Raw genomic sequence first — 20613 nt, 5'->3', positions numbered from 1 at the left:
TGCCATGCACGTCTCGCGGGACTTTTCGCATTACGTCCGGACTGCGGGCGAGGGCGTCCAGCACATCGATCTCGCGGTCGAGGGCGTGCACTGCGCCGGCTGTATGGCCAAGATCGAGCGCGGGCTGTCCGCGATTCCCGACGTCACGCTGGCGCGCGTGAACCTCACCGACCGGCGCGTTGCGCTGGAATGGAAGGCGGGCACGCTCGATCCTATCAGCTTCATCGATCGCCTCGAAGAGCTCGGCTACAAGGCCTATCCTTACGAAACCGAGAGCGCGGAGGCGACCGAGGTCGCCGAATCGCGCTTCCTGCTGCGTTGCCTCGGCGTCGCCGCGTTCGCCACCATGAACGTGATGATGCTGTCGATCCCGGTGTGGTCCGGCAACGTCTCGGACATGCTGCCGGAGCAGCGCGATTTCTTCCACTGGCTGTCGGCGCTGATCGCGCTGCCGGCGGCGGCCTATGCCGGCCAGCCGTTCTTCCGCTCGGCCTGGCGCGCGCTGTCGGCCAGGACCACCAACATGGACGTGCCGATCTCGATCGGCGTGACGCTGGCGCTCGGCATGTCCGTGGTCGAGACCATCAACCACGCCGAGCACGCCTATTTCGACGCGGCGATCATGCTGCTCACTTTCCTACTGGTCGGTCGCTTCCTCGACCAGAACATGCGGCGGCGGACCCGCGCGGTCGCGGGCAATCTCGCCGCGCTCAAGGCGGAGACCGCGGCCAAGTTCGTCGGGCCCGACGAGATATCCCAAGTGCCGGTGGCCGCGATCTATCCCGGCGACATCGTGCTGCTGCGGCCCGGCGAGCGCTGCGCGGTCGACGGCACTGTGATCGAGGGCCGTTCCGAGATCGACCAGAGCCTGATCACCGGCGAGACGCTCTACGTCACGGCAGGCCAGGGCACGCCGGTCTATGCGGGATCGATGAACATCTCGGGGACCTTGCGGGTGCGGGTCTCGGCGGCCTCCGAGGCGACGCTGCTCGCCGAGATCACGCGGCTGCTCGACAATGCGCTGCAGGCGCGCTCGCGCTACATGCGGCTCGCAGACCGCGCTTCGCGACTCTACGCGCCGGTGGTGCATGCCACCGCGCTCGTCACCATCCTCGGCTGGGTCATCGCGGGCGCCGGCTGGCATGATGCCATCGTGACCGGCGTCGCGGTGCTGATCATCACCTGTCCCTGCGCGCTCGGGCTCGCCATTCCGACGGTACAGACCGTGGCCTCTGGCGCGATGTTCAAGGCTGGTGTCCTGCTGAATTCCGGCGATGCCATCGAGCGTCTCGCGGAAGCCGATCACGTCGTCTTCGACAAGACCGGCACGCTGACGCTGCCCGATCTCGAAGTGATGAATGCGGCCGATATTCCAGCAGACATCTTCGAGCTTGCCGGGCGGCTCGCGCTGTCGAGCCATCATCCGGTCGCCGCCGCGGTCGCGCAGGCCGCCGACGCCAGATCGCCGATCGTTGGCGCGGTCGAGGAGGCCGGCCAGGGCGTGCGCGCTGTGGTCGATGGCATCGAGATTCGCCTCGGCCGTCCGTCTTTCTGCGGCGCCGAGACGCTGGTCTCGGACGTGACACATCTCGACCCCGAAGCCTCCGTCGTGGCTTTCAGCAAGGGCAGCGAAAAATTCATCCTCTCCGTGCGCCAGGGCCTCCGTCCCGATGCGCAGGCTGTGATCGCGGCGCTGAAGGCGCGCAATATCGGCATCGAGATTCTCTCCGGCGACCGTGAACCGGCGGTGATCGCGGCGGCCCACGCGCTGGGCATCTCCGAATGGCGCGCCGGGGTGACCCCGGCCGACAAGATCGCGCGGATCGAGGTCCTGAAGCAGCGGGGCATGAAGGTCCTGATGGTCGGCGACGGCATGAACGATGCGCCCTCGCTGGCGGCGGCCCATGTCTCGATATCGCCGATCTCGGCCGCGCATTTGAGCCAAGCGACCGCCGATCTCGTCTTCCTCGGTCGGCCGCTGGCCCCGGTTGTCGCCGCCATCGATGCTTCGCGCAAGGCGCTGCACCTGATGCGGCAGAATCTCTGGCTGGCGATCGGCTACAATTTCCTCGCGGTGCCGGTCGCGATCAGCGGCGTCGTCACGCCGCTGATCGCGGCTGCCGCCATGAGCGGATCGTCGATCCTGGTGATGCTGAATTCGCTGCGTGCGCGCGGCGCCCCGCGGGAGATCGTGTGATGGAAATCCTGGTCATCCTGGTGCCGCTGGCGCTGATGCTCGGTCTCGCCGGTCTGGCCGCTTTCCTTTGGTCGCTTCGAAGCGGCCAGTACGACGATCTCGACGGCGCCGCCTGGCGCGCCATCGCCGACGACGAGCCGCCGCAGGAGGCGCCGGCCAAGCGCTAGCGCTTCAAGGCGAGCGTCAGCAGGGCCGCGACAGCGAGCGCCAGGCCCACCCCGGCCACGCAGGCATGCCAGCCATACGCGTCGAACAGCCGGCCGAGGACGGCGGTGCCGACGAGCCCACCGCAGAAATAGCAGGCGAGATAGGTGCCGCTGGCGATGCCGCGGTTTACAGCCGCAGCCTGTCCGACGAATCCTGTCGCAGCCGCTTGCGCGGAAAAGGTGCCGGTTCCGACCAGAACCATCCCGGCGAGGACCGCGCCCAGGTGCGGGACCAACATCAGCGGCAAGCCGACCCCGGCGATGGCGAGCGAGCCCCAGATCGTCGGACGCGTTCCGAGGCGCGACGCCACTTTGCCAGCCAGCAACGTGGTGACCACCGACGGCAGGAAGACGAAGTAAACGAAGCCGAGGTCCATCATGCCCAGCGACAGCGGTGGTCGAACCAGAACGAAATTGACGAATGTGAAGGTGCCGATGAATGCGAACAGGATGCAGAAGCCGATGCCGTAGGCGGCACGCAGCCGTGCATCCTGCCACTGCGCGATCGTCGCGGCAAACGCCGATGCCGTCGACGTCGTTGCACGCGTCGGCTGTACGCGCGCAATGGTGAAATAGACCAGGGCGGCACCGGCCAGATTGAGGGCCGCGAAGAAGTAGAAATTCCATGCCAGGCCAAGGCTATCGGCGATCGCGGCCGAGACCAGCCGGCCGACGAGATTGCTGGCGACGTTTCCTGTGATGTAGGCGGCAAAGGCGCCGCCGGAATCCATTGCGCTGCATTGCTCGCCGAGATGAGCCAATGTCAATGCGAAGGCGGACGCCATGCAGAGACCCTGCGCGACCCGCAGGCCGGTGAAGACGGCAAGATTGGGTGCAGTCGCCAGCAGGCTCGTCGGAATCGCGAGCAGGGTCAGGCTGAGCAGGATGCCGGTCCGCCTGTCGATGTGCGGGCTGAGAAGGCCGACGACGAGGCCTGCGACGGCCATGCCGAACGTGCTGGCGTTGACGGCCAGGCTCATCGCGGCCGGCGTGACGCCGTAGCGGCGCGTCAGCGAGGGCAGGATCGCCTGCGTCGCGAAGAGATCGACGACCGTCAGGAACGCAGTGAGGCCGATCACGAGAGAGCGAAGCGCAAGACCTGGTGAATGCGCGTCCATCGCCATCGCGGTTGGTTTGATCGGCGCGGAAAGATCGGTCATGGCAGGCCTCCCTTGTGATGAATGTGGCGCCCGCATGCGGGGCAGCATGGGGATCGCGGGCGCCACATTCCGTCACGCGTGCGCTGGGGTCGCGCACCCGTTACATGTTGTGGTCGTGCGGGTCCTTGCGGACGTCGCCGACATAGAGAATGACCGTTTCCTTGCCGAGGTTCTTCCACCAGTGCGAGGTGCCGGACACCTCCGGGCGGATGTCGCCGGCCTTGTGCACGATCGGATCGACGCAGTTGGAAACGTGTTCGACGATCTCGCCTTGCTGCACGAAGATCAGGGCAGGGCGGTCGTCATGGCTGTGCCAGGGCACGATGCCGCCGGGCTCGATGGTCAGCTTGCGGAAGCGCAGCTCGCGGCCTTCGATATGCGCCGGCTGTTTGCCGAGGTCGATGGCGCCGAGCGTGACGTCGGTGACGCCGACCGGCTTGTAGTCGACCATCTGCTGCGCGTTCGGCTTGATCTTGTCGGCCGGGCATTCGCCGGCGGAGACTGGCTGCGCCGAGAGTGTCAATACGCCGAGGATGGCCAAGCCGGGCCAGACCGCACGCGACAATGTGTGATGCTTGAACATCGGGACGTCTCCTGTGTTGGCCGCAACCGCAATGGTCGCTGGCTATGTTGGGACTTTCGTCGAGAGAGCGCTCGTTCTGAAATGCTCTTTCGCTCTCGCTGCGATAGACCGGCGCTATCGGGCCCGATAGGCGCTCGCTATCGAACCGATTGGGGATTGGCATTTCCGCTTCCCGAGCGACTGGCGTTCGATGGTGGGGCGCCCGGTTGGCGGGCGTTCACGTCACTCCGGAGGAACATCTCATGACGAAATTGTCCAAGACCTTGATTGCCACGGCTGCGTTCGTGGTCATCGCCACATCGGCCTTCGCGGAAGCCACATGGGACTTCAAGGCCGGCATGGCCTATATGTATGGCGGACCCGGCAAGATGTCGGCGATGGCCATGGCCCCGGCGGAGAAGAACCACGAGGCCATGATGAAGAACGCCAAGAAAGTCCCCGACAACACCGTCTTCTTCATGGACAACGGATCGCTGTATTCCACCTCGGGGCGGCTGGACCCGACCGGCAATTTCTACGTGAACTGATCGCGTGCGCATGACGGCCGCCCCTTGCGGGCGGCCGGATCGGGCACCTAATATTCGTCCCCTGAACGCTGGAGCGCAAGATGACCTCTCTCTCGCCGGCCGATGCCGAGCGGCTTAAACACGCCTTCCAGCGCTGCCGTGACATGGATGGCACGCTGAACGAGCAGCTCCGCGCCTATGCCGACGCCAGCCGCGACGTGTTCCCGGCCTATGGCGAGGCAGTCGACAATCTGGTGACCAGATTGAATGGAAACGGCGGCGGCGAGACCGCGCCGCGTCCGGGCGAGTCGATGCCGCCGTTCATGTTGCCGGACGAGAGCGGGCGTCTCGTCGCGCTGTCCTCACTGCTGGAGAGCGGCCCGGTCGCCGTGATGTTTTTCCGCGGCCATTGGTGTCCCTATTGCCGGCTCAATGTCCGCGCGGTGGTCCAGGCGCTGGACCGCGTCGAGTCCATGGGTGCGCGCATAGTCGCGATCATGCCGGAGACGCAGGAATACACCCAGCAGCTCAAGGCGGAAGCTGGTGCCCCATTTCCGATCCTGACCGACCTCGACAACGGCTATGCGTTGTCGCTCAATCTCGCGATCTGGCTCGGTGCCGAGATCCAGCACCTGTTGTCCTATCAGGACATGGCGAAATTCCACGGCAATGATGGCTGGATGCTGCCGATCCCGGCCGTGTTCGTCGTTGGTCGCGACGGTCTCGTGAAAGCCCGCTTCGTCGATCCGGATTTCCGCAAGCGAATCGAGATCGATGATCTGCTTGAAGCGTTGGAAGGCGCGAGCAGGGAGGCCTGAAAGAGTGAGGAGCGAGCGTGGCTGCTACCCCGCAATCTCCCGCCAATCCGCACCGCGCAACATGCGCATAACGGCATTGGCCACCGCCGTGCGCTGCCGGCCGGCCACCCCGTAGAGGCTGACGGTGCGACGGGCGTCCAGCCCGGCGACCGCAGCGCGCGTCAACGTCTCCGGAACGGGCGAGGTGTGCGGCAGCATGGCGACGCCGATGTCGGCCTCGACCAGCTCGATCAAATCGCGCTCGTTCGAGATTTCGTGACCCTGCTCGATCGCGATGCCGTGCTCGCGCAGGCTCGCCGAGATACGGGCGGAATGCTCGCAAAACGTCCGGCTCAGCAGCTGCTCCGCGCGCAGATCGTCCAGTGCGATGCTGCTGCGGCCGGCCAGGCGATGTCCGTCGCTGACCACGAGCTCGAAGCTCTCGGTGAACAGCGGCCAGACATCGAGCCGCTCCCAGGCCTCGTCGATGTCCGCGGCAATCCCTAGCTCGGCCTCGCCCTTCTTCAGGAACTCGGCCACTTCACGACTCGAGCCGCGCAGGAAGCGGAATTCGAGCCGGTTGAACTGCCGCTTGATCTGGTTGAGATGCGGAATGAGGAGCGACAGGTCGATCGCATGCGTCAGCGCGACGCGGAGCGCGCCGATCTCGCCGCTCCGGAACGAGGAGGCCAGCGATCGGGCGCCGGTGGCCGCTTCGAAACACTGCTTCAGCAGCGGATGCATGCGCTGGCCGAGCTCGGTCAATTGCGCCGCGGGCCGTTCGCGGCGAAACAGATCGCCGCCGAGCTCGGCCTCGAGCTGCTTGATCGCGCGCGTCAGCGAAGGCTGCGTCACGTTGCATTCCTCGGCGGCACGCGTGAAGTTCAAGAGTTGCGCCACCGCGAGGAAATAGCGGACCTGGTGCATTTCCATGGATCGGCTCCCGGCAAGATCAGCCGAAAGCTAGCCGATCGGCGCGGAGAATGACATCCCGACCGCAATAGCGCACAGGCATGGTTTCGGAAGCCAACGGGCATTTCCGTCAAACCCGGCGATGCTTCACAGTCGGCTCAGCACAAGTCGTCATGTCAAAGGAGTTTGCCCGTGAATATGTCCGTCAAACCGCAGACGTCCGCCTCCCGGGCGCTCGCGGGCAAGGTTGCGCTGGTCACGGGCTCAACCAGTGGCATCGGCCTCGGTATCGCGCGGGCACTTGCCGCGGCCGGCGCCGACATCGTGCTGAACGGCCTTGGTGTGGCGGCCGAGCTCGACCGGACGCGCGAGCAGATCGCGGCGGAGTTCGGCGTCAAGGCAAGGTTTTCGCCGGCCGACATGACCAGACCGAATTCGATCGCCGAAATGATCGCGGCGACGGTTGCGCAGGCCGGCCGCCTGGATATCCTGATCAACAATGCCGGCATCCAGCACGTTGCGCCGCTGGAGCAGTTTCCGGTCGAGAAATGGGACCAGATCCTCGCGATCAATCTGTCGTCGGCCTTCCACACCACGCGGCTCGCGCTGCCCGCAATGCGACAGAACGGGTTCGGGCGGATCATCAACATCGCCTCCGCGCACGGCCTGGTCGCCTCGCCGTTCAAGGCGGCCTACGTCGCCGCCAAGCACGGCATCGTCGGGCTCACCAAGGTGACCGCGCTGGAGACGGCAGAAGAGGGCATTACCTGCAACGCGATCTGTCCCGGCTATGTCTATACGCCACTGGTCGAGGCGCAGATCGATGGGCAGGCCAAGGCGCATGGAATCTCGCGTGACCAGGTGATCCGTGACGTGCTGCTGGCGCAACAGCCGAACAAGCGCTTCTCGACCGTCGAGGAGCTCGGTGCGCTCAGCGTATTTCTGTCCACCAACGCAGCGGCCACGATCACCGGGATTGCGTTGCCCGTGGACGGAGGCTGGACCGCGCATTGAGGCGAGCGCGTAACATAGGGTCGCTAGGAGCGAACATGGCAAGGGTACGGGCTCTCAGGGAGCAGAATATGAACGATGTGAAGCGCGATACCAGCGTGTCGAAGGATCTGCCCGGCCAGGTGGTGCTGGTGCTTCAGGGCGGCGGTGCACTCGGATCCTATCAGGCCGGGGTGTACCAGGCGCTGCACGAGGCCGGCATCGAGCCGGACTGGATCATCGGCACCTCGATCGGCGCCATCAATGCCTGGCTCATTGCGGGCAACGCGCCTGACCAGCGGCTGCTGCGCCTGAAGCAGTTCTGGAAACGGATGGAGCAGAATCCGGTCTGGAATCTGCGCACCCCGTTTGCCGGCTTCAATGAAAAGCTCGCCTATTGGTCGACCTTGACCCACGGCATTCCCGGCTTCTTCCGTCCCAATCCATTGGCGCATGCGGGCGATTCCTATCCGCTCGGAGCCGATCACGCCGGCTTCTATTCGACGGCGCCGCTGGAGCGGACGCTGCTCGAGCTTGTCGATTTCGGCCGGATCAACCGCTGCGCGCCACGGTTGACGGTCGGCGCCGCTCACGTCCGCAGCAGCCAGATGCGCTATTTCGACAGCCGCGACGGCGAGCTGACGGTGAAGCATGTCATGGCTTCGGGCGCGCTGCCGCCGGCGTTTCCGGCGGTACGCATCGACGGCGAGCTCTATTGGGACGGCGGCATTCTGTCGAACACGCCGACCGAGGCCGTCTTCGACGACAATCCGCGCAAAAATTCGCTGATCCTCGCCGTGCATTTGTGGAATCCCGCCGGCGCCGAGCCGACCACGATGGCGGAGGTGCTGAACCGGCACAAGGATGTGCAATATTCCAGCCGGATCGCGAGCCAGATCACGCGCCAGCAGCAAACCCATCGCCTGCGCCACGTCATTAGCCAGCTCGCCGCGCGACTGCCTGAAAGCGAGCGCAGCAATCCGGCGGTGAGGGAATTGATCGACTACGGCTGCCCGACCAGGATGCATGTCGTGCGCCTGCTTGCGCCGCAGCTCGACCGCGAGAGCCACACCAAGGATATCGACTTCAGTCCGTCCGGCATCATGCGGCGCTGGGATGCCGGCTATTCGCACACAAAGTCAGTGCTTGAGCGAAGGCCGTGGGTTGGCGAGTTCGATCCGCTCGCGAGCGTGGTGCTGCACGAACATATGGACGAGATGCCGATGGCGGCGGAGTAGGGCCGCAAGCGATCGTCCCCTTCATCGAATTGCCACATGCCTTGCGGATTGTCGGTCCTGGTCCGCAATCGAAAGTCCCTGCAGGTGGTGTCCGGGAGCGAACTTGAATCTGCCCTTGATACCGTCCGCGCCAACGCGGCGGGACCGGTCGCCGGCGTGTTCGGCCCTGACACGGTGACCTGGCAAATCGACCGCGAGGCCGTGATCTTTCTCGGCGCCGGCCGGGCGCTGCTCCTTCAACTCGCGCATCCCTGGGTCGCCGCCGCCATCGCCGAGCATTCGAAAACCCTCGCTGATCCGATCGGACGATTTCACCGCACCTTCGACATCGTCTTTGCCATGGTGTTCGGTTCGCTTGACCGCGCGCTGTTGTCGTCGCGGCAATTGCACCGGCGCCACAGCATGATCGTCGGCGAGATGCCCGAGACCGTCGGTCCATTCGCGGCAGGCTCGCGCTACTGTGCCAACGACATCCCGTCGCTGCGCTGGGTTCATGCCACGCTGGTCGAGACCGCGCTGATGGCGCATGATCTGGTCTTGCCGCCGCTCTCGGCGGACGAACGCGAACGCTACTGGGCCGAGAGTCGGTTGTTCGGTGCGTTGTTCGGGTTGACGGCGCACGATCTGCCGGCGGACTGGTCCGGCTTTGCGGCCTACACCGCGGCAATGACGCAGTCGGATACGCTGACCGTCAGCCCGGCCGCGCGCGAGATCGCCGCGCAGATCTTTGGTGGAGCGCGCCCGTGGTTGCGTCCGCCGCGCTGGTATCGCGCGCTCACCGCGAGCCTGCTGCCGGAAAGCTTGCGTGTGGGATTCGGGTTCGAGCTTGACGAGCGTGACACCAGATCCGCCGAGAAGGCGCTGCGATGGATACGGCGGGTCTATCCAAGGTTGCCAGACCGGCTGCGCTATGTCGGTCCCTACCAGGAAGCGCAAGCGCGGCTGCGCGGAGAGCCGCAGCCCGACTGGATGACGCGGTGCCTCAACCGTGCCTGGATCGGACGGTCGCAGATGGATGTGCGCGGGAGGGGGTGAAGTCCTCCGCCGTTGCCACAAACCACCGTCATTGCGAGGAGCTCTTGCGACGAAGCAATCCAGGCTGCTGCCACGGAAACAGTCTGGATTGCTTCGCTACGCTCGCAATGACGAGGACACGCAGGCCTCACACCGCCGCCAGCTTCCGGTACAGCGCGTTGTAGCTGCCGGCCGGGATGCTCCAGGAGAACGACCGTCCCATCGCACTGCGACGCATGGTGTCGAGCTGGTCCTGCGCCATGAAGGCGGAGAACGCACGGCGGACGCCGCCGAGGAAGGATTCATGCGAAGGTTTTGAGAACAGGAAGCCGGTTTCGCCGTCGGTAATGGTCTCGGCGAGGCCGCCGGTCTGGTGGCCGATCGGCAGCGAGCCGAAGCGCTGGGCGTACATCTGGCTGAGCCCGCAGGGCTCGAAGCGTGACGGCATCAATGTGAAGTCGCTACCGGCGAAGATGCGGCGCGCCTGGGCCTCGTTGAAGCCGATCACGACCCCGATCGCGTCAGGCCGCCGGCGATGCGCGTCGATTAGCGCCTGCTCGAGCGCCGGCTCGCCGGAGCCGGTGACCACGATCTGCCCGCCGGCATCGACGATCTCGTCGGCCGCCGCCAGCACGAGGTCGATGCCCTTCTGGTGCACGAGGCGGGCGACGATGCCGAACATCGGGCCGCGCGACACCGCAAGCCCGAACTGCTTGCGCACGTAATCCGCATTGGCCTTCTTGCCGACCCAGTCGCCGGCGCCGAACTGCTGGGCAAGCTGGGCGCAGGAACGCGGGTCCCAGCTCTCGTCGATGCCGTTGAGGATGCCGGTGAGCTCGGCCGCGTCGGAGCGGACTCGAAGCAGGCCTTCGAGACCGCAGCCGAATTCATCCGTGGTGATCTCCCGCGCATAGGTGCCGCTGACTGTGGTGAGATGCGAGGCGTAGACCAGCCCGGCCTTGAGGAAGGAGAGCTGGTCGTAGAACTCGACGCCGTCGATGTGGAAGGAGCTCTCCGGCGCGCCGATCCGCCGCAGCGAGTCCTTCGGGAAGAGGCCCTGATAGGCGAGGTTGTGAATGGTCAGGATCGACGGCAGCTTGGAGCCGCGCCAGGCGAGGTAGGCCGGCACGAGCGAAGCCTGCCAGTCATTGGCGTGGATCAGGTCTGCTGCCCAATCCTTGTCCAGCGTGCCCATCGCCAGCTCAGCGGCGGCCGAGGCAAAGCGCGCGAAACGGATGTCGTTATCGGGCCAGTCGCGCCCGGACTCGTCGCCATAGGGGTTGCCGGGCCGGTCGTAGAGTTGCGAGCACAACAGCACATAGACCGGCAGGCCGTCCTTGGTCGCGGCGCGGCCGAGCGAGCAGGCCGGCATCTCCGCGAACGCCGGACAGCGGCCAACGACCTGAATATGCGTGAGTTGTTCGATGATGTCGCGATAGCCGGGCAACATGATCCGGATGTCGGCGAAAGGACGAAGGGCTCGGGGGAGTGCAGCGGAAACGGCTCCAAGTCCGCCGACGCGGACAAAGTCGTCCATTTCTGTCGTAACGAACAAGACCCTCAAGAACTGCTGCCCTCTGCCGGAGCCCGATTGCTGCTATGCAAGAACGGGTCCAGTTGCCCTGGAATTCCCAAACCCGCCCGCGAGACGTGTCTGTTCGGTAAAGACTTTCCTACTCAGCGGCCGCCCTCTAGGGTCGGCGCACCAACAACAGAGAACTTCGATAAGTTCCTAAGTGACTCAAGGACGCAAGCAGGCATGCAGCTATCAGATAAGCATGAGGGGACCACGCCAAAGGCCTTCGCCGGCCTTAGGGTCCTGGATTTTTCGACCACCATCGCCGGTCCCCATTGTGCGCGGATGCTCGCCGACATGGGCGCCGAGGTCATCAAGATCGAGACCGACGGCGGCGAGACGATGCGGACCCGGCCGCCGCTGCGCAAGGGCTGCAGCACCGTGTTCGGCCAGCTCAACGTCGGCAAGAAGAGCGTCGTGCTCGACCTCAAGTCCGAGGACGGCAAGGAGGCGGTCCGCCGGCTGGCCGCGACTGCCGACATCCTGGTCGAGAACTTCCGCCCGGGCGTGATGCATCGGCTGCGGCTCGACTATGACAGAATACGCACGGTCAACCCGAAGTTGATCTACTGCTCGATCTCCGGCTACGGCCAGAGCGGCCCGTCGGCCGAGCTGCCGGCCTATGCGCCGGTGATCCATGCAGCCTCGGGCTACGACATGGCGCATCTCGCCTATCAGCCCGGCCGCAGCCGCCCGGATTATTGCGGCATCTACCATGCCGACGTCGTCACCGGCACCTACGGGTTCGGCGCGATCGCGTCGGCGCTCTACCAGCGCACCCTGACTGGGCTCGGCCAGCATATCGACGTTTCCATGCTGGAATCGATGCTGACGCTGACATTGATCGAGTTGCAGAACTCGCAGTTCACCGTGAAGCCGCCGCCGCGCCCGATGTTCGGGCCGACCGAGACGGCGAGCGGTTATGTCATGATCACGGTTGCCAGCGAGAAGACGTTTCAGGGACTGATGGGAGTGATCGGCCGCCCCGAATGGATCTCCGATCCGCGCTTCTCCACCTACGCCGCGCGTCGCGATCATTGGGCCGACTTGATGGACGGTGTCGAGGCCTGGTCGCGGCAGCTCTCGACCGATGTCTGTCTTGTCGCGTTAGGTGCGGCCGGCGTGCCGGCCTCGGCCTACCGCACTGTGTCCGAAGCACTGGCCGATCCGCAGCTCGCGCACCGAGAGGCGCTCTCGTCTGTCGAGGATGAAGGCGGCTCGTTCCAGGTCCTCAATCTGCCGTTCCGGATGACCGGTGCTGATACAACACCGGGCAAGACGATAGCCGTTCTTGGCGAGCACACGGACGGACTGCGCGCGGAGATCGGGCTCACCGACAATGCGCCAATTCCGTCAGGCAAAACAGCCGTGCAAGGCTGAGGGCAAGGCTGAGGGCAAGGCTGACGGCAAGTCTCACGGGAAGTCTGACGGATACCACGCTGTGGCAAGCAATGCGGCGTTGCGCGTGGCCGGCTTGCCATCATCCGTCAGCCTAAATTAGACAGGTCCGAGTTTGTCTCGTCCTGCCGCCCATGCCATGGTGGCGACGACAACAAAAATATCCGAGAGGACGCCAATGAAAAGTTTCAAGGTCGCCGATTTCAAGGCGCCGCTGCAGGAGTTCGACGAGGCCACGCCGCAACCGTCCGGCACGCAGGTGCTGATCAAGGTGAAGGCCGCCGGCGTCTGCCATAGCGACCTTCACATTTGGGAAGGCGGCTACGATCTCGGCCACGGCCGCAAGCCGCTCTCGCTGAAGGACCGCGGCATCAACCTGCCGCTGACCATGGGGCACGAGACGGTCGGCGAGGTGCTCGCCTTCGGCCCGGACGTGAAGTCGTCGGACCAGGGCGACGTGAAGATCGGCGATGTCGGGTTGGTCTATCCCTGGATCGGTTGCGGCAAATGCGCGACCTGTCTCGCCGGTGACGAGAACATGTGCCTGACGCCGCGCTCGCTCGGCGTCTATTGCGACGGCGGCTATTCCGACCACATGCTGGTGCCGCATCCGCGCTATTTGCTCAACCTCAAAGGCCTCGATCCCGCGTCGGCTGCACCCTACGCCTGCTCGGGCGTCACGACCTACAGCGCGCTGAAGAAGCTCGAGCAGCACTTCGACACGCCGATCGTGATGTTCGGCGCCGGCGGACTTGGCCTGATGGCACTGTCGCTGCTGAAGGCGATGGGCGGCAAGGGCGCGATCATGGTCGACATCGACGCGAAGAAACGCGAAGCGGCGGAGCAAGCCGGCGCGCTCGCGACCGTCGATCCCAAGGCGCCCGACGCGCTGGAGCAGCTTGCCAAGAAAGCCGGTGGTCCCATCCGCGCCGTGCTCGATCTCGTCGGAAACGCCGCCACCACGCAACTCGGCTTCGACTGCCTGACCAAGGGCGGCAAGCTCGTCCTCGTCGGCCTGTTCGGCGGCGGTGCGACCTGGGCGCTGCCGCTGATTCCGATCAAGGCGGTGACGATCCAGGGCAGCTATGTCGGCAATTTGCGCGAGACGCAGGAGCTGCTCGACCTCGTGCGAGCGAAGAACATAGCGCCGATCCCCGTGACGCGGCAGCCGCTCGCCAAGGCCAACGACGCGCTGGTGCAGCTGCAGTAGGGCGCGGTGGTTGGCCGCACGGTGCTGACGCCGTAACCAACGCTGCTAGTTTGTCGTCATGGTCGGGCTTGACCCGACCATCCACGTCTTGCCATGGAGTTGGTATCGAGGCGTGGATGCCCGGGACGATCCCGGGCATGACGTTGGAGAGAGTAGGAAACCGATGTCCGCAAATAACGCCTTCCACATTGCCGTGCTTGCCGGTGACGGCATCGGTCCCGAAGTCATGGCGCCGGCCATCGAAGTCCTGCGCAAGATCGAGACGAAATCCGGCCTGAGCTTTCGCTTCACCGAGGCGCCGGCGGGCGCCAATCATTATCTCGCCGCCGGCAAGTCGATGCCGGACACCACCATCAAGCTGTGCGAGGAGGCGGACGCGATCCTGCTCGGCGCCTGCGGCCTGCCGTCGGTGCGCTATCCTGACAACACCGAGATCGCGCCGCAGATCGAGCTGCGCTTCATCTTCGATCTCTATGCCGGTGTGCGCCCGGCGCGGCTCATTCCGGGCGTGCCGAGCCCGATCGTCGGCGCCGACCAGCGCGGCATCGATCTCGTCGTGATCAGGGAGTCCACCGAAGGCCTGTTCGCCTCGATGGGCAAGGGCGTCGTCACCCATGAGGAGGCGCGCGAGACCATGCTGATCACGCGCAAGACGTCCGAGCGCCTGTTCGAGTTCTCGTTTCGTCTCGCCGAGCGGCGCAAGGCGCGCGGCAAGCCCGGCGCGCTGGCCTGCGTCGACAAGGCGAACGTGTTCAAGGCCTTTGCGTTCTTCCGCGGCATCTTCGACGAGATCGCCAAGCGTCATCCGGAGGTGAAGACCGACCGGCTCTATGTCGACGCCTGCTCGGCGATGCTGGTGAAGCGTCCCTGGGATTTCGACGTGATGGTGATGGAGAACATGTTCGGCGACATCGTCTCCGACATCACCGCGAGCCTGATCGGCGGCCTCGGCATGGCGCCGTCGGCCGACATCGGCGACAAATACGCCGTGTTCCAGCCGTGCCACGGCACCGCGCCCGACATCATGGGGCAGGGCAAAGCCAATCCCACCGGGATGATCCTGTCGGCTGCAATGATGCTGGACTGGCTCGCCGACAAGCACGGCGTCGAAGGAGCGGCCGAGGCCGGCGAGACCATCGAGCGTGCGGTGGACAAGGTCTATGCCGACGGTCTCAAGCCGATGGAATTTGGTGGCCGCAACGGAACCGCCGACATCACGAAGGCGGTGCTTGCGGCGCTGTAGTCAAGGAAGAGAGGCCTCGCGGCCCCTCGCAATTCACCAGCGACGCCAGTGGCGGTGGCCGCCCCAGCCCCACGGACGGCCGCCGTAGAAGCGTCGCGGGCCGCCGTAAAAACCGTAGGCGCCGTAATAATTCGGACGCCAGAAGCAGCGACCCCAGGGGTTGCAGACCCAGCGCACCTGATCGACGTCGGCTGCCGGGCCGCTCGCGATACGGTCGGCCTGCGGAATGCCGTTCGGCATCGCTGCGAGTGCCTGTCCTGATGCGAGAGCGGCGCCGCCCAGGGCAGCCAGACCAACAACAGCAAATTTCAGTTTCATCGCAATCTCCCTCGTTTGATGGCGAGAGAACTTCCAGCAAATCAGCTGGTTGCTATGGTGTTGCGGGGCCGTGGGAATTTAATCTTCCTGAATGCATGTTCAGTTTGCCCGCCGTCATCGCGAAGAGCCAAGCAGGCAGAGGCACTCTGGATTGTTTCATTTTGCTCGCTGGCGACGGAATCACTGTCCTTGGAACTGCGGCTTGCGCTTCTCCATGAAGGCCTGCCGGCCCTCGCGAAAATCCACGCTGTCCATACAGGCCGTGCCGACCGCCCTGATCGCGTCCATGTCGCGCGCGCTTTCGTCCTTCAACACTTGCGCGATGGTGAGCTTGGCGGCCTTGATCGCGAGCGGCGCATTTTGCGAGATCGTCTCGGCGATGGCCATGGTCTCGCCCCAGAGCTGATCCTCCGGAAGCACGCGCTCGACCAACCCGATGCGCAGCGCTTCCGACGCATCGATGCGCATGCCCGTATACATCAGGAGCCGTGCCCAGGACGGGCCAACCAGCGACACCAAGTGCCGCAAGCCGTCATAGCCATAAGCGATGCCGAGCTTCGCCGCGGGAATGCCGAACTGGCTGCCATGGGAGGCGATGCGGATGTCGGCGAGCATCGCCACCTGCATGCCGCCGCCGAGACAAAAACCCTGGATGCAGGCAATCGTTGGCTTGGGATAATCGGCGAGCAGCGCGCGCTGGGCGGCGCTGCGTTTTGCGTATTCCTCGGAAGCGGCGGCGTTATGGCGCGTCTTCTCGAACTGGCTGATGTCGGCGCCCGACACGAATGCCTTGCCACCGCCGCCGCGCAGGATCACGACGCGCACGGCAGCGTCATCGCGTAAGGCGGTCAGCGCCTCGCCAAATCCCTCCCACATCTCCAGCGACATCGCGTTGCGCTTGTCGGGATTGTTGAACGTGATCACGCCGACGCCACTGGCTGTGTGCTTGAGGATCTTGCCGTCGGCGTAGGGAATTTCGGTCGTGCTGGACATGTCGGACATCGCGGGCGCTTTCGTTGGCGAGGCGCAATGTTCGGCCGGGGCGAGGCCAGGGTCAACCGCGACAACGGACCTGGCTTTGCAGCCGCCTGTGCCGCGATTGCATGGCGCGATCTATCTGGTCATGTGCGCGGTCAGCGGGTGGCTGCCGGCATTGCTGAAGAAGGCCGCCTCTTCGGCGGTCGCCTCCAGCAACTGCTCGTCCTGGTGATAGACGTCGTTGCGGAACTGGACGGTCTGGTCCTTGGTCATCCACGCCGTGAGGTAGATCCAGGCCACCGGCACCTTCTTCGCCATGGCGACGTCGAGATGCTGGCCGCTGGCGATCTCCGCGTCGATCGCGGCGCGGCTCCATTTCGGCTGGTCCTTCAGCAGCCAGGCGGCGAGATCGCGCACATTGTCGACGCGCGAGCAGCCGTGGGAATCGAAGCGGTAATCATCGCTGAACAGATTGCGCTGGTTGGTGTCGTGCATGTAGACCGAATAGGAATTCGGCATGTCGATCTTGACCGCGCCGAGCGCGTTGAACGTGCCGTTGTGCTGGCGCACGGTGAAATTCGGCGTATGGGTGCCCGACCAGTCAACCGAATTCGGGTCGATCGGATTGTCGTGGGCGTCGAGCACCTCCATGTGCATGCGCGACAGATAGCTGGGATCCTTGCGCATATGCGCGGAGATCTCGGTCTTGGCGATCGAGGAGGGCACCGTCCAGGTCGGATTGAGGACGACGCTGCTGATCTGGGCCGTCAGCGTCGGCGAGGGCTTTTCGGTCTTGCCGACGATCACGCGATAGCGCCTTACCACGACGTCGTTCTCGACCGCTTCGGCAAAGGCGGCGGGGATGTTGACCACGACATAGCGCTGGCCGAAGCCGAAATTCATGTTCTCGAGCCGCTGCAGCGAAGCCTCCAGCTGCCGGATGCGCTTCTGCACCGGCACGTTCATCGCCGCGATCGTGCGCGGCGTCATCGTTCCGGTCGGCGCGAGGCCGTGGCGGGCCTGGAAGCGTTTCACGGCGTCGGCGAGATCCTGGTCGAAGGCGCCGCTCGCCTTGTCGGCGGAAAGATCGCCGGAGACGATCAGCCGCTTGCGCAGGAGATCGTCATTGGCGCCCTGGGCGCCGGGCGCGAATTTGGCGTCCGCCGGGATCGTCGGCCAGCCGCCGCGCACGGCCAGATCGGAATAGCTCAGCGCCGCATCCTTGATGCGCTGGGCGGAGCCTTCATCATAGGTCGGCTCATGCGTCAGCGCGAGCGCTGCGGCCGAACGGCTCTCCGCCGTAGATGCGGCCGCCGGCGCGGCGGTTTTCGGTGCGGCTGCGTGGGCCGGATTGGCGATGGCCGGCACCGTGCCAGCCGCAGTCGCCGGCTTGGGCCCGGCCTGTCCAATGGTCTCGGTCTGAGCAAGCGCAGAGGCGCTCGCAAGCATGCCGACGGCAATGATTATCGCATGGCGCTTCGACATGTGTCCCATCTTCCCTATGAGAGCGAGGCCCGGACAGGCGCTCGCATCGGCAATTCCCGGTTCGTCGGGCTGATTCGAGAAATCGGCGGGAGGCTAGCGCCTCCCGGTTGCGGCTCCCTTAAGCACGGCGCATCGCGAGCCCCATGCGCAAGGCACGCGGTCTCTGGATTGGGTCGCGAGAGGGCCGGAATGGGTTCGCGCAAACCGCGGGCGACGGCGGGAAAAATGGTCAACAAAAAGGGGCGGTCATGCCGCCCCGAGAAGTCCGCGCGAGCGCGCGGCCGGAGATATCTCGTCCGGATCTCGTCCAATCCAGCCGCGCCCCGTGGCGCGGCGGATTGAACATCGGGCAGAAAGGCACGAATGCCGATCGGCTCAGGCTTCGTTCGCCGCGATCGATTCCATCAGCGAGACGAGCTGACGCTGCACCGTCTGGTCCTTGATCTTGCTGTAGGCGCGCAGCAGGCGGAGGCTGAAGGCCGAGTCCAGGAAGAGCAGGCTCTCGACTTCGCGCGCCTTGTTGTCGCCGTCATAGAAGAAGGTCACGGGCACATCGAGGGCGGTGGCGATCTGCTGAAGCCGGGCCGCGCCGACGCGATTGACGCCCTTCTCGTACTTCTGGACCTGCTGGAAACTGACGCCGAGCTTCTCGCCGAGCTCGGCCTGCGAGACCTTCATCTCGACGCGCCGTAGACGGATTCGCTTGCCCAGCTCAATGTCCGGCTTGCCGGCACTGCGCTGCTTCATTCTCTTCGCCGCTGTCTTCATCTTTTTTCTCATCGGTCTTCGGTTGAAAACCCCCCGAAGAGCTGGGTCAGGGGTTCGCCCATATACTCGTCCTTGAATTCATGCGGGTGCACGAACTCTTCCTTAAACCACGGGAAACGCGCCGGATTGAAGGCTTCGATCAGCCAGTCAATCATGTGTCGTACGCGCGGAATCCGGCCGCTACCGGGATGGTAGGACAACCAGATATCCAGCGGTCTGTTCAGCTCGACCTCCAGTGGAATCAACTTCCCGCCAAGCGCAATGGCGTAGCTCGGAAACACGCCGATTCCGGCGCCATTCGCGACCGCCCAGTAGTTGGCGCTCGAGACGTTGGTCTTCATGACCAGAAGGTCACGTTCCGGAACGCCGGGGAAGAAGCTCTCGAAAGTTTGCTTGGCAGCAAGCTGGTCGGCGAACTGCAGCACCAGGCGGTGCTTGATCAACTCCATCGCCGAGCGCGGCGCGCCATGTTTCGAAATGTATTTCTCGGAGGCCCAGAACATCAGATGCATGCGGCCGAGCCGCACCAGCTTGACGTCGAGCGCCGAAGGCCGCGACAGGTGAATGGCGACGTCGGCCTCATGGCGGGAGACGTCGGCCGAACGCATCGCGCAATGCAGATCGACCAGGATCTTCGGATAGGTCTGCTGGAATTCGACCAGTCGCGGGGCGAGCCAGAATGTGCCAAGTCCCTCGGTGACGGCGACGCGGACCTCGCCGGACAGGGCGTTCGCCGTCGAATCGCTGGTGCGCAGCACGTCGAAGGCAGCCGCCTCCATTTGCTCGACGGCGGAGACCACCAGCGCGCCTTCGTCGGTCAGACGGGTGCCGTGGACGTCGCGGGTGAACAACGTGGTGCCGGTCTGGCGTTCGAAATCATCGATCCGGCGGCGAACGGCGTTGATCGACAGCGACAGGCGCTCGGCCGCCGAGCGGAAACTTCCGCATCGGACAACTTCCAGGAAAATGCGCGCCGCATCCCAGTCCGAGAGGCCGCTGACGTTTGTCTTTGGGCGTTCCTCCAGAGGAACGCCCCTTTCCGCCAAGGAGTGCATACAAGTCCCTTCGGGTCGCTAAACTGGCAGAATCTCGGGCAAACCACAACCACGGCGGGTTGGGGAACGACGAGTTTTGAACGTCATCCTTACTACGCCGCAGGTGGTATTCGGGTGCTGCCAAGCCTAGGAACAAGGGCTAGGAATCGGGCAAACCATCGCCCGTATGAGGGGTGTGGCGTGAGTTCCGTTGTGAGCCGTGACTTGCCTGCGGGATTGTCGGCATTGTCCGCAATGAACGTCCTTGCGCGAGAGCAGGTGCCTTCCGCGGTGGATCAATTGCAGCACGCCAGGCGTTTTACGAGCGAGCGTTTTACGATCGAGCGCTTTACGACTGAGCGTTTCGACGGCCGGCGGCGCGACGCGATACGCGCCGGAACCGCGGTTTCAAGGCAGAAACACACTGAAATCATGTTCGGGGGCGTAGCGGCCTCGTGTTATCCTCGACGCTCCATGGGGGCCAAAGGGGTCGTCACAACCACGTCTCACAGGCCGAATTAGCGGAAAGAACGCCGTGTCGCATTCAGACGAACAGTTGCAGTCGGTGCTGGAAACGCTCGAAGAGTGCCGCAGGGTGCTCAACGAGAGCAATAGCCGTGAGTCGGCCGAGCTGCTGTCCATTGTCATCCTGGACGTGCGGATGAAGCTCAAAGGAATTGACAGTGCCGATCTCAAGGCGCTGTGCGACGAAATGCTGCGGACGGCCACGAACGAACCGCAGCCCCCTTCCAAGCAGACGCAGGACCAGCCCCGGCGTCCGCTGCTCCGCGTGGTGAAGTAGCCGCGCCGCCGAGTTTCGCTTTTTGGCGAGATTTGTGCGTGTCCCGGTGCCGCATCTGTGATCACAGACGGCATCGGGAGGAGCCCTGGTTTTGTGCGCCTCTGTTGCGCATTCGCTGGCATCGGCTACACCAGAGCCGGTTCGGCTCCGGGCCGCGCGCATTCCCCGCGCGCCGCATCGGCGCCAGAGATGGTTCCG

General features: G+C 64.8%; 20 protein-coding genes. 11 read left to right on the top strand and 9 right to left on the bottom strand.

What is annotated here, in order from left to right; all coding sequences use genetic code 11:
* Positions 1-4: 4 nt before the first annotated feature.
* Both IVB50_RS41030 and ccoS read left to right on the top strand, forming a co-directional pair.
* Positions 5-2197 carry a cation-translocating P-type ATPase gene (locus tag IVB50_RS41030; protein WP_204510568.1) on the top strand — a complete coding sequence of 731 codons (2193 nt, stop codon included), beginning with the start codon at positions 5-7 and terminating at the stop codon, positions 2195-2197.
* Positions 2197-2364 carry a cbb3-type cytochrome oxidase assembly protein CcoS gene (gene ccoS / locus IVB50_RS41025; protein ID WP_007594007.1) on the top strand — a complete coding sequence of 56 codons (168 nt, stop codon included), beginning with the start codon at positions 2197-2199 and terminating at the stop codon, positions 2362-2364. Before IVB50_RS41030 ends, ccoS begins: the two co-directional genes overlap by 1 nt.
* On the opposite strand, the gene IVB50_RS41020 is transcribed toward ccoS, so the two are convergent.
* The gene (locus IVB50_RS41020) at positions 2361-3563 is read right to left on the bottom strand and encodes an MFS transporter (RefSeq protein WP_204510569.1); all 1203 of its coding nucleotides are present in this window, start codon (positions 3561-3563) and stop codon (positions 2361-2363) included. The two genes, ccoS and IVB50_RS41020, sit on opposite strands and share 4 nt — an antisense overlap.
* Positions 3564-3663: 100 nt before the next feature.
* Positions 3664-4146, bottom strand: coding sequence for a cupin domain-containing protein (locus tag IVB50_RS41015; RefSeq protein WP_204510570.1), 483 nt, complete (start codon positions 4144-4146; stop codon positions 3664-3666).
* Positions 4147-4388: 242 nt separating this feature from the next.
* Here IVB50_RS41015 and IVB50_RS41010 point away from each other — a divergent pair, with 242 nt between their 5' ends.
* Both IVB50_RS41010 and IVB50_RS41005 read left to right on the top strand, forming a co-directional pair.
* Complete coding sequence (locus tag IVB50_RS41010) at positions 4389-4673, top strand: hypothetical protein (RefSeq protein ID WP_204510571.1); 285 nt, start codon at positions 4389-4391, stop codon at positions 4671-4673.
* Between the two features lie 80 nt (positions 4674-4753).
* On the top strand, positions 4754-5470 hold the full coding sequence (locus IVB50_RS41005; RefSeq protein WP_085362251.1) for a peroxiredoxin-like family protein: 717 nt from the start codon (positions 4754-4756) through the stop codon (positions 5468-5470).
* A 24-nt stretch (positions 5471-5494) separates the two neighbouring features.
* On the opposite strand, the gene IVB50_RS41000 is transcribed toward IVB50_RS41005, so the two are convergent.
* Positions 5495-6382 (bottom strand): LysR family transcriptional regulator, encoded by an 888-nt coding sequence (locus IVB50_RS41000; protein ID WP_018457123.1) that lies wholly within the window; start codon positions 6380-6382, stop codon positions 5495-5497.
* Positions 6383-6559: 177 nt separating this feature from the next.
* Here IVB50_RS41000 and IVB50_RS40995 point away from each other — a divergent pair, with 177 nt between their 5' ends.
* The 3 genes from IVB50_RS40995 (at position 6560) to IVB50_RS40985 (ending at position 9624) form a co-directional block, all read left to right on the top strand.
* Positions 6560-7375: a 3-hydroxybutyrate dehydrogenase gene (locus IVB50_RS40995; protein ID WP_094183368.1), complete on the top strand. Its 816-nt coding sequence runs from the start codon at positions 6560-6562 to the stop codon at positions 7373-7375.
* Between the two features lie 68 nt (positions 7376-7443).
* Complete coding sequence (locus IVB50_RS40990; protein WP_018457121.1) at positions 7444-8589, top strand: patatin-like phospholipase family protein; 1146 nt, start codon at positions 7444-7446, stop codon at positions 8587-8589.
* Positions 8590-8673: 84 nt separating this feature from the next.
* On the top strand, positions 8674-9624 hold the full coding sequence (locus tag IVB50_RS40985; RefSeq protein WP_085385949.1) for an oxygenase MpaB family protein: 951 nt from the start codon (positions 8674-8676) through the stop codon (positions 9622-9624).
* Positions 9625-9751: 127 nt separating this feature from the next.
* Here the strand turns inward: IVB50_RS40985 and glgA are convergent, their stop codons facing one another.
* On the bottom strand, positions 9752-11167 hold the full coding sequence (gene glgA / locus IVB50_RS40980) for a glycogen synthase GlgA (protein ID WP_085352107.1): 1416 nt from the start codon (positions 11165-11167) through the stop codon (positions 9752-9754).
* Positions 11168-11362: 195 nt separating this feature from the next.
* Here glgA and IVB50_RS40975 point away from each other — a divergent pair, with 195 nt between their 5' ends.
* From IVB50_RS40975 to IVB50_RS40965, 3 genes are all read left to right on the top strand, one after another.
* Positions 11363-12559, top strand: coding sequence for a CoA transferase (locus IVB50_RS40975; protein ID WP_085352108.1), 1197 nt, complete (start codon positions 11363-11365; stop codon positions 12557-12559).
* A 196-nt stretch (positions 12560-12755) separates the two neighbouring features.
* Positions 12756-13787: an alcohol dehydrogenase gene (locus IVB50_RS40970; RefSeq protein ID WP_247300293.1), complete on the top strand. Its 1032-nt coding sequence runs from the start codon at positions 12756-12758 to the stop codon at positions 13785-13787.
* A 163-nt stretch (positions 13788-13950) separates the two neighbouring features.
* On the top strand, positions 13951-15030 hold the full coding sequence (locus tag IVB50_RS40965; RefSeq protein ID WP_085362255.1) for an isocitrate/isopropylmalate dehydrogenase family protein: 1080 nt from the start codon (positions 13951-13953) through the stop codon (positions 15028-15030).
* 33 nt (positions 15031-15063) lie between these two features.
* Here the strand turns inward: IVB50_RS40965 and IVB50_RS40960 are convergent, their stop codons facing one another.
* From IVB50_RS40960 to IVB50_RS40940, 5 genes are all read right to left on the bottom strand, one after another.
* The gene (locus IVB50_RS40960; RefSeq protein ID WP_085352111.1) at positions 15064-15348 is read right to left on the bottom strand and encodes a hypothetical protein; all 285 of its coding nucleotides are present in this window, start codon (positions 15346-15348) and stop codon (positions 15064-15066) included.
* A 180-nt stretch (positions 15349-15528) separates the two neighbouring features.
* Positions 15529-16350, bottom strand: coding sequence for an enoyl-CoA hydratase (locus tag IVB50_RS40955; RefSeq protein WP_018457114.1), 822 nt, complete (start codon positions 16348-16350; stop codon positions 15529-15531).
* Positions 16351-16461: 111 nt separating this feature from the next.
* Positions 16462-17811 (bottom strand): L,D-transpeptidase family protein, encoded by a 1350-nt coding sequence (locus tag IVB50_RS40950; protein WP_247300290.1) that lies wholly within the window; start codon positions 17809-17811, stop codon positions 16462-16464.
* Positions 17812-18186: 375 nt separating this feature from the next.
* On the bottom strand, positions 18187-18558 hold the full coding sequence (locus IVB50_RS40945) for a helix-turn-helix transcriptional regulator (protein ID WP_026233304.1): 372 nt from the start codon (positions 18556-18558) through the stop codon (positions 18187-18189).
* Between the two features lie 29 nt (positions 18559-18587).
* Positions 18588-19634: a LysR family transcriptional regulator gene (locus tag IVB50_RS40940; RefSeq protein ID WP_231188740.1), complete on the bottom strand. Its 1047-nt coding sequence runs from the start codon at positions 19632-19634 to the stop codon at positions 18588-18590.
* 514 nt (positions 19635-20148) lie between these two features.
* Here IVB50_RS40940 and IVB50_RS40935 point away from each other — a divergent pair.
* Positions 20149-20415: a hypothetical protein gene (locus IVB50_RS40935; protein WP_007593979.1), complete on the top strand. Its 267-nt coding sequence runs from the start codon at positions 20149-20151 to the stop codon at positions 20413-20415.
* The last annotated feature ends 198 nt before the right edge of the window (positions 20416-20613 follow it).

Source organism: Bradyrhizobium sp. 87 (assembly GCF_023073015.1).
Taxonomy (GTDB): Bacteria; Pseudomonadota; Alphaproteobacteria; order Rhizobiales; family Xanthobacteraceae; genus Bradyrhizobium; species Bradyrhizobium canariense_D.
Note: the sequence above shows the minus strand (reverse complement) of the source record. Positions and strands in the feature narration are given on the sequence as shown.

Coding starts and splice junctions, on each gene's coding strand:
- IVB50_RS41030 (WP_204510568.1), top strand. CDS start 5: ATGCACGTCTCGCGGGACTTTTCGCATTACGTCCGGACTGCGGGCGAG.
- ccoS (WP_007594007.1), top strand. CDS start 2,197: ATGGAAATCCTGGTCATCCTGGTGCCGCTGGCGCTGATGCTCGGTCTC.
- IVB50_RS41020 (WP_204510569.1), bottom strand. CDS start 3,563: ATGACCGATCTTTCCGCGCCGATCAAACCAACCGCGATGGCGATGGAC.
- IVB50_RS41015 (WP_204510570.1), bottom strand. CDS start 4,146: ATGTTCAAGCATCACACATTGTCGCGTGCGGTCTGGCCCGGCTTGGCC.
- IVB50_RS41010 (WP_204510571.1), top strand. CDS start 4,389: ATGACGAAATTGTCCAAGACCTTGATTGCCACGGCTGCGTTCGTGGTC.
- IVB50_RS41005 (WP_085362251.1), top strand. CDS start 4,754: ATGACCTCTCTCTCGCCGGCCGATGCCGAGCGGCTTAAACACGCCTTC.
- IVB50_RS41000 (WP_018457123.1), bottom strand. CDS start 6,382: ATGGAAATGCACCAGGTCCGCTATTTCCTCGCGGTGGCGCAACTCTTG.
- IVB50_RS40995 (WP_094183368.1), top strand. CDS start 6,560: ATGTCCGTCAAACCGCAGACGTCCGCCTCCCGGGCGCTCGCGGGCAAG.
- IVB50_RS40990 (WP_018457121.1), top strand. CDS start 7,444: ATGAACGATGTGAAGCGCGATACCAGCGTGTCGAAGGATCTGCCCGGC.
- IVB50_RS40975 (WP_085352108.1), top strand. CDS start 11,363: ATGCAGCTATCAGATAAGCATGAGGGGACCACGCCAAAGGCCTTCGCC.
- IVB50_RS40970 (WP_247300293.1), top strand. CDS start 12,756: ATGAAAAGTTTCAAGGTCGCCGATTTCAAGGCGCCGCTGCAGGAGTTC.
- IVB50_RS40965 (WP_085362255.1), top strand. CDS start 13,951: ATGTCCGCAAATAACGCCTTCCACATTGCCGTGCTTGCCGGTGACGGC.
- IVB50_RS40960 (WP_085352111.1), bottom strand. CDS start 15,348: ATGAAACTGAAATTTGCTGTTGTTGGTCTGGCTGCCCTGGGCGGCGCC.
- IVB50_RS40955 (WP_018457114.1), bottom strand. CDS start 16,350: ATGTCCGACATGTCCAGCACGACCGAAATTCCCTACGCCGACGGCAAG.
- IVB50_RS40950 (WP_247300290.1), bottom strand. CDS start 17,811: ATGTCGAAGCGCCATGCGATAATCATTGCCGTCGGCATGCTTGCGAGC.
- IVB50_RS40945 (WP_026233304.1), bottom strand. CDS start 18,558: ATGAAGCAGCGCAGTGCCGGCAAGCCGGACATTGAGCTGGGCAAGCGA.
- IVB50_RS40940 (WP_231188740.1), bottom strand. CDS start 19,634: ATGCACTCCTTGGCGGAAAGGGGCGTTCCTCTGGAGGAACGCCCAAAG.